The 12839-nt window shown below is 62.2% G+C and carries 10 protein-coding genes, 1 tRNA gene and 3 pseudogenes; 7 read left to right on the top strand and 7 right to left on the bottom strand.

Features of this window, described 5'->3' with window-relative positions:
- The 5 genes and pseudogenes from WG900_RS18630 to WG900_RS18610 all read right to left on the bottom strand — a co-directional run.
- Window positions 1-168: pseudogene (locus WG900_RS18630) on the bottom strand (IS6 family transposase); the annotation flags it as partial.
- Between the two features lie 146 nt (window positions 169-314).
- Complete coding sequence (locus tag WG900_RS18625; protein ID WP_339969619.1) at window positions 315-755, bottom strand: thermonuclease family protein; 441 nt, start codon at window positions 753-755, stop codon at window positions 315-317.
- 353 nt (window positions 756-1108) lie between these two features.
- Window positions 1109-1315, bottom strand: a pseudogene (locus WG900_RS18620) (ATP-binding protein); the annotation flags it as partial.
- A 48-nt stretch (window positions 1316-1363) separates the two neighbouring features.
- A pseudogene (locus WG900_RS18615) lies at window positions 1364-2077 on the bottom strand (IS6 family transposase).
- Window positions 2078-2508: 431 nt separating this feature from the next.
- Window positions 2509-2601: transfer RNA gene (locus WG900_RS18610), tRNA-Ser, on the bottom strand.
- Window positions 2602-2861: 260 nt separating this feature from the next.
- On the opposite strand from WG900_RS18610, the gene WG900_RS18605 reads away from it, so the two are divergent.
- Window positions 2862-3671: a DUF1134 domain-containing protein gene (locus WG900_RS18605; RefSeq protein WP_417598507.1), complete on the top strand. Its 810-nt coding sequence runs from the start codon at window positions 2862-2864 to the stop codon at window positions 3669-3671.
- Between the two features lie 128 nt (window positions 3672-3799).
- On the top strand, window positions 3800-4582 hold the full coding sequence (locus WG900_RS18600; protein ID WP_339969617.1) for a sterol desaturase family protein: 783 nt from the start codon (window positions 3800-3802) through the stop codon (window positions 4580-4582).
- A 2-nt stretch (window positions 4583-4584) separates the two neighbouring features.
- On the opposite strand, the gene WG900_RS18595 is transcribed toward WG900_RS18600, so the two are convergent.
- Window positions 4585-6618: a molybdopterin-containing oxidoreductase family protein gene (locus tag WG900_RS18595; RefSeq protein WP_339969615.1), complete on the bottom strand. Its 2034-nt coding sequence runs from the start codon at window positions 6616-6618 to the stop codon at window positions 4585-4587.
- A gap of 141 nt (window positions 6619-6759) precedes the next feature.
- Between WG900_RS18595 and WG900_RS18590 the strand changes: the two genes are divergently transcribed.
- From WG900_RS18590 to WG900_RS18570, 5 genes are all read left to right on the top strand, one after another.
- Window positions 6760-7938: an amino acid aminotransferase gene (locus WG900_RS18590; RefSeq protein ID WP_339969613.1), complete on the top strand. Its 1179-nt coding sequence runs from the start codon at window positions 6760-6762 to the stop codon at window positions 7936-7938.
- A 1-nt stretch (window position 7939) separates the two neighbouring features.
- Complete coding sequence (locus WG900_RS18585) at window positions 7940-8482, top strand: GNAT family N-acetyltransferase (protein ID WP_339969611.1); 543 nt, start codon at window positions 7940-7942, stop codon at window positions 8480-8482.
- A gap of 10 nt (window positions 8483-8492) precedes the next feature.
- Window positions 8493-10460 (top strand): hypothetical protein, encoded by a 1968-nt coding sequence (locus tag WG900_RS18580; RefSeq protein WP_339969609.1) that lies wholly within the window; start codon window positions 8493-8495, stop codon window positions 10458-10460.
- A gap of 249 nt (window positions 10461-10709) precedes the next feature.
- Window positions 10710-10877, top strand: a complete 168-nt coding sequence (locus WG900_RS18575) for a hypothetical protein (protein WP_339969607.1) — start codon at window positions 10710-10712, stop codon at window positions 10875-10877.
- A 66-nt stretch (window positions 10878-10943) separates the two neighbouring features.
- Complete coding sequence (locus tag WG900_RS18570) at window positions 10944-11915, top strand: hypothetical protein (protein ID WP_339969605.1); 972 nt, start codon at window positions 10944-10946, stop codon at window positions 11913-11915.
- A gap of 83 nt (window positions 11916-11998) precedes the next feature.
- On the opposite strand, the gene WG900_RS18565 is transcribed toward WG900_RS18570, so the two are convergent.
- The gene (locus WG900_RS18565; RefSeq protein ID WP_339969603.1) at window positions 11999-12796 is read right to left on the bottom strand and encodes a cyclase family protein; all 798 of its coding nucleotides are present in this window, start codon (window positions 12794-12796) and stop codon (window positions 11999-12001) included.
- Window positions 12797-12839 lie beyond the last annotated feature (43 nt).

Genomic DNA, 12839 nt, shown 5'->3' with positions numbered 1-12839 from the left:
CAACCGCACGGTCTCGTGGCAGAGATCAATACCGCGCTCGAACAACAGATCTTCGACATTGCGCAGGCTCAGCGGAAACCGAACGTACAACATCACCACAAGCCGGAGCACCTCCGGAGAGGAGTGGAAATAACGGAACGGATTGGCTGGTTTTCGAGGACGGGGCATGGCCCTACGTTATCGCAACCAGGACCTCATCCCCAACCGGTGCAGTCCCTTTGACAGTGCCGCGCGGTCCATTGGTAGGGGCTGCCGAACTAGCTCGCAAAATTCAATGGCGGCGTTACATTTAGCTGCGCTTTGAAGGGGTGGGCTCAGTTCTGCCACGAACGGGCTACACCCTGGTGGACAAGATGTTTGCCAGCGTCTTTGCCGTCCACACTAACCGTCGCCAGCGTGCGGCCATACTGGTCTTTACCTTGACGCGAGATCACAACCTGGCCGTTTGAGAGGAACTTACGCAGTGTGTCGCGGGCCTTAAGACCGCGCTCGAAATCACACCAACTCGGATTCTTACCGGTACGGAGATATTTGCAGCGGTCGGATCCTGGGGTTTCGGGTGCATCAATGTTGGCGATCCGCACCTTTTCGCCCTTGATCCAAAAGGTGTCGCCGTCGACAACGCAATTGCGCCGAATATATCCGCAGTTGCCAAACAGCGTTGTCGCGCGATTGGCCCTCAGCAGGGATGACGAATCAAAAGGCCAATTAGTCGCCGCCATTCCACCAGCAAAGACCCCGGTGAACACGCCCATTCCAGCAAGCCAAGTAAGGACTGCCCTGCGCCGACGCTGCTTTCGAATTCGCGTGAGGTAGATCGGGCCCGGTTTAATCGGTGCCCCGCTGTAAGGCCTTCTGAATGACATGAATCGATTATACAAACAAACCACAGTAAGGCCAAAGCATCACTGACCACTGGGCTGGTATCGCTGACATAGCTGTCAATCGGCGTCCAATCGGGACCCGCTATCGGCGCGCAAAAGGGCCCCCCCTTTGCGTAGCGAGGATCAGTTGATGCTGGGCGCAGGTTTTGCGCTGCTGGCGGCGTAGGGAGGGCGTAGCCCGACCGGAGGCGGCAGCAGCGCAAAGGTCGTTTTTCTGGGGTGTCTCAGCTGCGGTGCTTGAAGCGCCAGCTGTCGTTGCCGGTTTCGACGATATCGCAGTGGTGCGTGATGCGGCCGAGCAGCGCAGTGGTCATCTTGGGATCGCCGAAGACGGTGGGCCACTCGCCGAAGGCGAGGTTGGTGGTAATGATGACCGAGGTCTTCTCGTAGAGTTTGCTGATCAGGTGGAACAGCAAGGTGCTGCCAGTCCGACCGCAACCAGTCTCCGATAGGCGGAGCGATCCCCAGGCTGCGCAGCTTCAGGCTACAAGTGATTGCCACTCGGCTAGTGCGGCCGAGCGGCGCTCGCGATAGGTCTGTCGATCAACGAGGTGGCGTTCGGAATTGAAATGGTTGTGCAGGGAGGCATGGACCGAGGCGAACTTTTGTAACGACTTCATTTGTCGAAATCGTAGCATCGCCCGCTCTCGTCGGCGGAAAGGAAGGTGTGAATTTTCAGCGCGGTTGTTCAGGTGCCTCCCCATTTCCTGTCGATCCAGATTGCCGAGTTCCCGCATCGCTGCAGGGTAGGATCGCAGCCCGTCGGTGACGATGACCTCGGGCTGCCCATGGCGCTTCAGCGCCTTCTTGAAGAACCGCAAAGCTGCGGATTTGTCACGTTTCCTGGTGACGTAGGATTCCAGGACCTCACCTTCGTGATCAACGGCGCGCCAGAGATAATGCATCTCGCCATTGATCAGGACGTAGACCTCATCAACGTGTCATCTCCAGTGCCGAAACCCGCGCATCCGGCTCACTCGCTGCCGACGGATGTCGGCCGCGAACATCGGACCGAACCTGTTCCACCATAGCCGCACGGTCTCGTGGCAGAGGTCGATCCCGCGCTCGAACAACAGGTCCTCGACGTTCCGCAGCGATAACGGAAAACGCACATACATCATGACCACGAGCCGGATCACTTCCGGCGACGAGTGGAAATAGCGGAACGGATTATCGGATTTGGAGCATCTCATCGCCCGAGTTTACCCGGGCGTAGGCAGGCCCGCTAGATCGCTCTGACAGCGCCATTGCGGCCTGTAGCAGAGCTGCCGTTGCATTGTCCAAGTCGTCCGCGCCGCGCTGATGCAGGTCAATCGTATCGCGGATATAATCATGCGCCAAGGTGAGGTCTGCGGAATTCGAACGAGCATCAACCCAGCGCCGCGCGTCCCGGGCCAGCTTGCCGTGCTCTGGTGACAGGCCCGCTGCTAATGCCCTCACGTCGATTAGGATTGGATCCTCGAAATATCTTTCACCGTCCATTGCCGCAATCATATCGGCTAGGGGGAATCTGTGAAGGCCACTTACGTTCGCCCCAAGTCGCACACTACCGGCGCGTTATCGTAGGCTTAGTCATGGGCAAAAGACCATTTCCACGAAAAAACCTAGTTATTTCAATGGAATATGGCGGAGACGGAGGGATTCGAACCCTCGGTACCGGATTTACCAGTACGACGGTTTAGCAAACCGTTGGTTTCAGCCACTCACCCACGTCTCCGGATCGCAGCGGCGAAGGGCGGCCTATAGCGAGGGGGGCGGGGGGCGGCAAGATCGAATTGGTGATTGAGGGAAAGAAGATTTCCTCCGCAGTTTCACGTGGTGTTTGCAAGGTTTGGCAGCGCGCGCGACTCGTTCCATCGTAAAACCGACTCGGCTCATCGCCGGTCCATTGCCGCCTTGGCAGCCATCGATTCTGATGGGGCGCGGAAGCGTGTGTCATGGGGCCAAGCCCTGGGCGCAAATGTGGGAACGGGTGGAATGAACAAAGGAATTCGCAAGCTAGGCAAGCAGGCGTTTGGCGCTCTGGCCGGAGCAGCCATGATGTTCGCCGGCTTCGGTGCATCGGCACAGGTGAAATCGGTCGATCCCGACAAGGCGATCGATGGTGACCTGATCCCGCTTTCGCAGCAGAAGGTCACGCCCAATCCCGCGCCGGCCACGCCTGCGCCCGCCGCATCCACACCTGCTCCCGGCAGCCCGACCATGACAGCGGCACCGGTGGCCCAGCCGGACCCGACCGCCTCACCGGGCTATTCGACGGCCGAAGCTGCCGCCAATTCGGCACAGAACCCGGCGGCCAAGACGGGAACCTATCAGGAAAACGATCTGATCGGCGCGGCCGAGGGCGTGTTCGGCAAAGGCGCCAAGGGTCTGGCCGGAGTGATCAAGGACATTCTCAAGAAGCAGGGTGAACCGAACGCCTATATCGTCGGCCGTGAAGGTGGCGGGGCGATTATTGTCGGCCTGCGCTATGGTTCTGGCACGCTCTATCACAAGGTTGAGGGGCAGAAACCGGTCTATTGGACTGGGCCGTCAATTGGCCTTGATGCCGGTGCGAATGCGGGCAACAGCTTCGTGCTGGTCTACAACCTCTACAACACCGACGACCTGTACCACCGATTCGGTCAGGGTGAGGGGCAGGCCTATCTCATCGGTGGCTTCCACGTCAGTTATCTGCGGCGCGGCGATGTCGTGCTGATCCCGGTGCGCACCGGCGTGGGCCTGCGGTTCGGGGTCAATGCGGGCTACATGAAGATGTCGAAGAAGGCGAAGTGGCTGCCATTTTGATCTACTGAGTATCAGATTTCCATCGCCGCGGCGGGCGATTAGCTTGCCCGCACGGTTGAAGCTGGACTTTGCCCGCGCCATCCCGCATTTCGCCGCGCAGATAATTCAACTTTTGAATGAGATTTGCGATGCGGGGAATCCTGTCGGGCGAGACTGCGCTCAACCTTTGGTTTGTGGTGACTGTCGCGGTGCTGTCGCTAGCGATTATCGGCGGCATTGTTTCGGGCTATTTTAAAGCGCGCAAATGCCAGCCGCGCGGCTTCAAGTGGAAACAGTTCCGCTTCGAGGCAATCATGATGGTCGTGACCTTCACCTTCGGAGCGCTGGTACTGGGGAACCTGCAGAAGTGGCTGCTCGCGAACGAGTGGATCACGTTCAAGAGCGAGCCTGCGGCCTGGTGGGTGATCCTGCTAGAATATGCGGCCTATTTTATCACCTTTGACACGTGGTTCTACTGGCTGCACCGCTGGATGCACAACGAGCCTTATTACTCGTGGATCCACAAGCTGCACCACAAGTCGACCTCGCCCAATGTCATCACGACATTCTCGGTCCATCCGTTTGAATCGCTGATCAATGGCGGCTGGATGATCATCTTCGTCACCGTGGTCGACGTGCACGATGCCTCGATGGCGCTGATCGTGCCGACCAATGTGCTGATGGGGCTGTGGGTCCATTCGGGCTACGAATTCCTGCCCAAGTGGTGGAACCGCACCTGGCTGACGAAATGGTTCATTTCGGCAACCTTCCACGATCATCACCACAAGTACTTCACCGCGAACTTCGGCGGCTATACCACGGTCTGGGACCGGCTGTGCGGCACGGTGCACAAGCGCTTCGAAAGCGACTTCGTGAAGATCAAGGAGCGCCCGCTGCGCGAGCCGAGGTCTGAGGCGGTTGCCGCGGAGTAGGCCTAAACGGCGGAGCCGATCTCGATCGGCACGCCGCTGTAATGCGCCATTCCGCTGATCGGATCGATCGCGCGGGTTGATGTCAGGCGGTTGACGTTGGCCGGCAAGTGGCCGTGAGCAATCGAAACGACGCCGCGCCGCATGCCGGGATGAATCCGGGCTATGAACTCTGCCTCGCCTGACGCGGTGCTCACCCGCAAGGGATCGCCATCGCCGATACCATGCGCCTCGGCGTCGGCGGGGTTAAGCAGGGCATCGGCCTCCGCGCCAAGGAAATCGAGCTGAGCGTTGAGCTTGCGGCGCTGGCGGCGCGAGGTGAAGACCAGCGCGCGCGGCTGGCCGATTCCGGCCTCGTCGTCGGCGCGCATGGCCTGCCACTGGGCGACGATCCTGTCCGGCATCAGTTTCCAGCCGCCGATTTTGGCAACGTGCGCATCCAGCCAAGGCGCCGGGAATTCGATCTCGCGCTGAACGAAGCGCTTTTCCCGAAGTTCCTCGAAGGTGCAGCGCGATATCGGGTTGAACAGACGCGCGAGCATGGCTTCGTCAGCGCCCGGCTCATCGTGCCCCGTAGGGATGTCGTTCGCCACGGGTAAGTCGGCGCGGCGCATGATCTGTGAAATCACCCACCAGGCCGATCGCCGCTCGCCCGTCACCGGCACCAACGCTTCCGACAACTGGAGATTGGCGTTCCAGTTAAGCGTGTCCCAGCGGCTGAACTCGGTGCGTTCGAGTACGCCCTTGGTCGGCAGGACATGGCTGGCGGCACCGCTGGTCTCGTTGGCGGAAATTTCCGTCATGACGTTGAATTCAAGGGTGCCCAGCGCGTCGGCCAGCTTCTCGGTGTTCGGGAAGTTGCGCAGCAGGCGGCCACCAAAGTTGAACAGGCCGCGGATGTTTCCTGCCGCGATCTCGTCGGGCAGGACGGCGCAAGGCCAGTCCCCCAGCACGCCGTCGACTTCCGGGCGGGTTTTCGATCCCGGAGTCCACGCGTCCATGTCGGGCAGTTCGAAGGCATCGAAGGGCATCAGCATGCCGGGATGGAACCACACGCCGCCGGGCCGGTTCATGCTGCCGGTCAGGATCATCAGCACCCAGGCGAGCCATTGCGTCAGGTTGCAGCCGGTGGTCATGGAAACGCCGGTGCCGGTTTCCACCGACACTTTGCCGTGGCGGCGCACGGCGGCGAGCAAGTCGGCGAGTTCCTCTTCGGACACGCCGGCAATCGTTGCAGCCTTTTCACGCGTGTAGTCGCGCAGCAGCGCGGTGAGTTCGTCCAGCCCGTCGACCGGCTGGGCAAAGTCGAGCGGCCCACCGGCGATGACCTCGCGCACCAGCCAGGCGAGAATCGCGTAGTCCTTGCCCGGCCAGGCCGCGATATGGCGGGTGGAGAACTTCGCGGTCTCGGTGAACACCGGGTCGATCGTCCACACCTCACCGCGCGCGGCGACGGCGCGGATGTGCTGCGCCGGATTGAACATGCCGGTGTTGTGCGCGTGGCTGACCATCGGGTTGGTGCCGACATAGAGCAGCAGATTTACGCCGTCGTAGTTGGTCTTCGGATTGAGCCCTGGAAAGCGGCCCACCGCCCCGGCGACAAGCACCTTGGCGACGCCGTCGATGGTCAGCGGGGTGAACTTCGGGCCATGATCCAGCACCGCGTGCAGCGCCTCCTCCATTGCATAGCCCGAGGAATCGAGCCCCAGGCCCGAGCCGAAATTTATGCCGACGGCGTGCTTGCCATGCCGGTCGATCAGCGAGCGCAGCTTGGCGCCAATATCATCCAGCGCCTCGTCCCAGCTGACCGGCACGAGGTGGCCATCCTTGCGCATGAGCGGCTGGGTGATCGCCGCCGGATCGTGATGGATCTGCCCGGTCGCGCGGCCCTTGGGGCAGGTGTAACCCTTTGATAGCGGGTGCTCCCGGTCGCCTCGCACTTTCACGATCTGGTCGCCAGCCACGTCGACCTCCAGTCCGCAGTGGACCATGCAGACTTTGCAGTAGGTGCGCTTCGTCTCGATCGGCAGGCTCGCCACGGCAGTTCTCCCATCGGCTGGCATGCAGGATTTCACAGGCGCGGCCTTTCGCCAATGGGCGGAAAAGCGCCCCGGCGATTGCTGCGAGCCACTGCCGAGGGGTTGCCCCCCAAGGCGCCCGAGGGTAAGGGCGCGCGCGTCATGCTAAACAATCTGCAGCAACAGCCCGCCGACGCGCTTCTCGCGCTGATCAAGCTCCACAACGAGGATCCGCGCGCGGACAAGATCGACCTCGGCGTCGGTGTCTACCGCACCGGCGACGGCGCGACGCCGGTTTTCGCTGCGATCAAGCAGGCGGAGCACAAGCTGCACGAGACGCAGGTTTCCAAGGCCTACCTCGGCCCAGAAGGCGACATGGGCTTTGTCCATGCGCTGATGCCGTGGATATTCGGCAAGCAGGATCCGTCCATGGGCGGTCGCATCGATGGCATGCAAACCCCCGGCGGCACGGGCGCGGTGCGCCTCGCACTGGCGCTGGCCAAGCGCGCCGGCGTGAAGCGCATCTGGATGGGCACGCCAAGCTGGCCGAACCACGCGCAGATCGTCGCCGACCTCGGGCTTGAGCTCAAGACATTCGCGCACAGCACCGCTGATGGCGTGGCGAACATGGACGCCGTGCTTGGCGCGATTGCCGAAGCCGGCGCCGATGACGCGATCCTGCTGCACGGCTGCTGCCACAACCCCACCGGCATCGACTATTCGAACGCTGACTGGGACAAGATCGCCGCCGCCATCAAGGCATCGGGCGTTCTGCCGCTGATCGACCTTGCCTATCAGGGCCTCGGCTATGGCATGGAAGAAGATGCTTACGGCCTGCGCCGCGTGCTGGGCGAAGTGCCTGAGGCGCTGGTTGCCTATTCGTGCGACAAGAACTTCGGTCTCTACCGCGACCGCGTTGGCGCGGTTTACGTGATGATGGCGGACGCTGCACAAGTGAACGCTGCGCTGTCGAACGGCCACGCCCTGGCGCGCGCCGCATGGTCGATGCCGCCCGATCACGGCGCGGCTGCGGTGCGCATCATCCTTGAGGACGAAGCGCTGGTGAAGACCTGGCAGGACGAGCTCGACCAGATGCGCGAGCGCATGCTGCAGGTTCGTGCGCGGCTTGGCGCGGCTGGCAAACAGGGCGGCGTCGATTTCACTCCCATGGGTTCGCAAAGCGGCCTGTTTTCGATCGTGCCGTTGACCGGTGAGCAAGTGCTCGCGATGCGCGAGAAGCACGGCGTTTACATGGCCGGATCGGGCCGCATCAACGTGGCCGGGCTGACAATGAACAACATCGACCAGTTCATAGCCGCCGTCGCCGACGTCACCGCCTGACATGGTGTGGCAGCCGGTCCTTCAAGGGGAACGGCTTCTGCTCAGGCCGCTGGAGTCTGAAGACTGGGACGCGCTGTTCGCCGTCGCCGGTGACAAGGAAATCTGGGCGATCCACCCGGCGCATGACCGCTGGCAGGAGCCGGTGTTCCGCGCCTTCTTCAACGATGCACTGGCGAACCGCGGCGCCATGGCAGTAATTGACAAGGCCAGCGGCACTCTCATTGGTTCATCGCGCTGGCAGGGTCACGATCCCGCAGACGGCGGCTCGGTCGAAATCGGCTGGACCTTCCTCACGCGCAGTCATTGGGGCGGGCAGTTCAATCCCGAACTCAAACGGCTGATGCTCGCTCATGCGCTCCAGCATGTAGAGCGAGTGCTGTTCCGTGTTGGCGAAACCAACTTGCGATCGCGCCGTGCCATGGAAAAGATCGGCGGCCGGCGAACTGATGCAGTGGAATATGCGCAGATGGCGGGCCGCGAAGTGCGCCATGTCATCTACGAGATTACGCGGGAAAGTTTTGCCAAGGGCCCGCTCGCACAATAGGCTGCCGCCGATGATCGAAGCGCCGCCGCCCCCGCTGCCCCGCCTGTGCCTTGGCGTGACCGGTCACCGGGCGAACAATGCTGCCTTTAGCGCCAACCAACCGGCGGTAGAGGCCGCTCTCGCCGCCATGTTCGCGCGGATCGGCGCGCTTGTCGAAGCGGAGCGCCAGTCGCTCGGCGTGCTGGCTCCGGTGCGGTTGCACAGCCTGCTGGCGAGCGGCGTCGATCAGCTGGCGGCAAACCTTGCTGAGCAGCGCGGCTGGGAAGTCACGGCGCCGCTGCCCTTCGGCCGCGCCCTGAACCTCGCGATCAATGCCTTTCCCTCTGAGGCGGCCGATGCACGCGCCCTGCTCACAGGGGAAATGCCGGGCGATTCAGCGGTCGGTCAGCGCGCTGAACTCATCCGCAAGGCCTATGCCGGTGCTCGGCTGTTCGAACTGGCCGACCGCGACGAGGCGATGGCCGCGCTGTTCCTCGATCACCTCGATCATCCGGCAGACCGTGCGCGCGCGCAGGTGTGGAACGGTGAATGCTCGGTCCGCGTTGCGCTCGCCGGGCGGGTGATGATCGAACAGTCGGACCTGATCATTGCGGTTTGGGACGGCGGCTCGAATTGCCTGACCGGCGGGACGGGACACACGATCGCCGCTTCTCTTGACGCCGCCACCCCGGTGATCTGGATCGATCCGGCACGCCCCGATGACTGGTGCGTGCTCCAGACGGTCGAGGATCTGCTCGATTCGCGGCCCCGGCAGGTCTCGCGTGACGCGGATCTGGCGGCGCTCGTCCATCTGGCGCTGCGCCCAGGCGAGGGCGGGGCGTTCAAGCGCGGTGCCGAGGCGCTGGCGCGCGAGGCATGGCACCCGCACAGCCACCGGTTCTGGACGCTTTACCGCCGCATCGAGACATTCTTCGGAGGTGAGGGGCGGCCCCTGCGTTCGCTCACCCGCCGCTACGAAACGCCGGACCAGATCTCTGGCGGCAGCGGTGCGGCAACCATGGCGGCGGCGCGGTCCATGGCCTCGGCCGACCCGGAATTCGCTGACAAGATCGAGCGCGGCACCCTGCGCCGGTTTGCCTGGTCGGATGGCATTTCGGCGCGCGTTTCGGATTTCTATCGCGGCGGAATGATGGCCAATTTCTTGCTCTCGGCGCTCGCCGTCGCGGCAGGGCTGGCTTACCAGCCACTCCACCTTGAACAGGCGAAGGTGTTCTTCGCGCTGGCTGAATTCCTGCTGCTCAGCCTGATCCTGCTGATCATCTGGCGTGGGCGGCGCGCGAGCTGGCACAAGCGTTGGTTCGAGACGCGCCGCGTCGCTGAATATTTCCGCCATGCGCCTATGCTGCAATTGCTCGGCGTAGCGCGCCCGGCTGGTCGCTGGCCCAAGGGGAGCGATACCAGCTGGCCGGAATATTATGCTCGTCACGGCCTGCGCGAGGCTGGGCTGCCGCGGCTCGCCATTGACCGGGCCTATTTGCGCGAAGGCCTGACCGCTCTGCGCGATCATCACGTGCGGTCCCAACGCGATTATCATGTCGCGAAGGCGCGACGGCTGCACAAGGTGCACCACCGGCTCGATAGGCTGTCAGCCTGGCTGTTCATCGCTGCGTTCTGCCTTGTGGCGATATGGCTGGCGATGAAAGCGGCAGGAATGGCCGGGTTGGTGCCGCTTTCGTGGTCGGCAGGTTCGGCCAGCCTGTTTACCTTCTTCGGCGTGATGTGCCCTACATTTGGCGCGGCGATTGCGGGGATGCGGTATTTCGGGGACTTCGAACGCTTCGCCGCAATTTCGCACGTCGCGGCAACCAAGCTCAACGCGTTCGACCAGCGCATGGGCCAGTTGCTTGGCGCGCCGGATGACCTGCTCGGCTATTCTCAAGTGGCAGAAATCGCCCGCGCTGTAGACGCCGCCGTGGTCGAAGAAATTGAGGGCTGGCAATCGGTTTTCGGCAGGAAGCACATCGCCGTACCGGTCTGATTCGCGGCTCTTGCCCGGTCAAGTTGGTCTGATCGCTGTCATGAAAGTATTATAACGGCTCATAAATATAGCCCGGGTCGCCATAAATATGACAAGTCCTTTTATGCTCATGACGAAATTGATTAGGGGCAAAGGCATACAATTAATTCGCAGGCAGCCCGGGCATCCTAACTACGGGATGCAGAGTGTTCCGGGTTATCAGTGCGGAGATTTTTCATGGGGATCAATTCGAATTAAGCGCGCGGTGCCATGCGGCGCGGCGCATTCGTGGCGGGGCTGCTGGCCACGTCCATTGCGACGCCGGCGCTTGGCCAGACGGTGACCAATCCGGGCTTTGAAACCGGCAATGCCAATGGCTGGACGCTTAACGGCGTTATCTGGTCGAGCGGCTGGCCGCCGCCGCAGTCGCAGTATTAGAGCCCGGCCACGATCGCCACGATCGCCACGGCTGGCGGTACCGACGCGATAACCGGCGCCCCTGTTGTGTTCCAGGGCAATTACGCGCTGAAACTTAATAACTCGGGCGGCGGCAACGACATCAACGCAGCCTCGCAGATCGTTACCAGCTACAACGCCGCGAAGCTCTACTTTGCGTGGAACGCGGTGCCCGAACCGTCGCACGGCGCTGAAGACAGCACTTCGTTTGTCATCAAGGTCACTGACCTGACGACCAATACCGTCCTCACCAACATCGCCTACAGCGCCTTTACCGCGCATAACGCCACCGGGCTGTTCCGAGACGTGAACGGCTGGGTGGCGACCGACTGGAAGGTCGAGGATATCGACACCATCGCCGGCAACGACATCAAGATGGAATTCGTTGCGATTGACTGTCTCTACGGCGGCCATGGGGGCTGCGTCTATCTCGACGGCTTCGGCAATTCCAATCCTGTGCCGAATGTCGGCGTTTCTTTCGATCCGGCCACGGGCGTTGTTCGCGGCGCGAGTATCCTGCTGCCGATCAGCGGCACTCCGGATATTGATACCGCGCAGCCGTTCTACACCACGACGGCCCCTGCCGGTCAGCTGGTTAACCCGAACTTCGTCGGCGGCACCTTGCAGGCTGATACGGCCAATGCGGTGACCAATGCCGTCACCGTTCAGGCTGCTGGCGGCACGATCGACACCAATGGCTGCAACGTGCTGTTCAGCGGGGCCTTCAGCGGCGCCGGGGGCATCACCAAGATTGGCCTGGGTTCGGCGATTCTGTCATCCGTGAACACGATCAACGGGTCGGTCGCAGTCAATGGCGGCACGCTGAACGTGGCGGGTTCACTGTCCTTGCTCGACGTGCAGGGGAATAGCGGCGGCACCCTTGCTCCGGGCGATACGATCGGCACCATGTCGGTCACCGATCGCGTGACGATGCGCGCCGGCTCGACGCTGGCTATCGACATCGATGGGCGTAACTACACCGGGGGTGCCGCGACATGTTCAAAGACATTCCTGGTCTAACGGCGGAGTGGACAAGGTCGGCCTGGGTTCCAGCTATGTCGCAGCCCTTTCCCATCTCCTGGTAAAATTCATGAGCAGACAGCTTAGCTCACAAAGGCCACGACACGCGCTGGTGCCGCGCTGCAGAGGGCCAGCTTCATTGGAAAGAAGCCGACGTGGAAGCCGGCCAGCGGCAGCGCACCGAGGTTCGTCAGCTGCTGGACGATGAAGGCCTCGCGGCTGGTGATGGCCTTGTGGCCGTCCCACAGGACCTGCTTGTCCCCGCTTTCCCGGAACTTCGCGTTCATTACGCGAAAGGGCAGGTCCCAGCCAACGGCATCGGTGCCGAGGATCGTTGCGCCTAGCCCGGTCAGATAGAGCGTGCCTTCGCGCGACATGCCGGGTTGGTTGTAGAATTCGGCATCGTCCATGGTGAAGCGTTCCTGACCGGTACGGATCAGCAGGGCATCACCCTGTTTAACCGGCCTGCCGGTCGCGGCGATGGCGCGGTCGAGCATTTCGACCGTGATGATTTCGCCGCCCTTGGCCCAGGGCCGAACATCAAGCACCATGCCGGGACGATAAAGCTCGTCGAGGGCGATGTCGCTGATCGTGCGCGCGGGTTCGCCGGCGCAGCGCGAACCGCTGTGCAGCGGGGCATCGACATGGGTGCCGCAGTGCGAGCTGAAGTCGGTGAGATGCTCGCTGCCCCAGCCTTCGCCATCCGGCAGATCCTCATGCGCACAGCCCAGGCTGGCACAGAATTCGTCCTTGCCTGCCGATTCGGCGGGATTGAGATAGGTGATCTTTGGCGCCACCACGCCTGCTGCATGAGCCAGTGCGGGCGGCAGCTTTTCGCGGTTTGCCGGATCAAGCAGCACGGTCAGATCGATAAGGCGCATTGGCGGGAATCCTTGGGTTTCTGGTGTGGTGTACCGGGTTCGT

Origin of the sequence: Novosphingobium aquae, from assembly GCF_037572715.1 — a bacterium.
GTDB classification, from domain to species: Bacteria; Pseudomonadota; Alphaproteobacteria; order Sphingomonadales; family Sphingomonadaceae; genus Novosphingobium; species Novosphingobium aquae.
The sequence above is the reverse complement of the archived record's forward strand: the minus strand, read 5'-3'. Positions and strand labels throughout refer to the sequence as shown.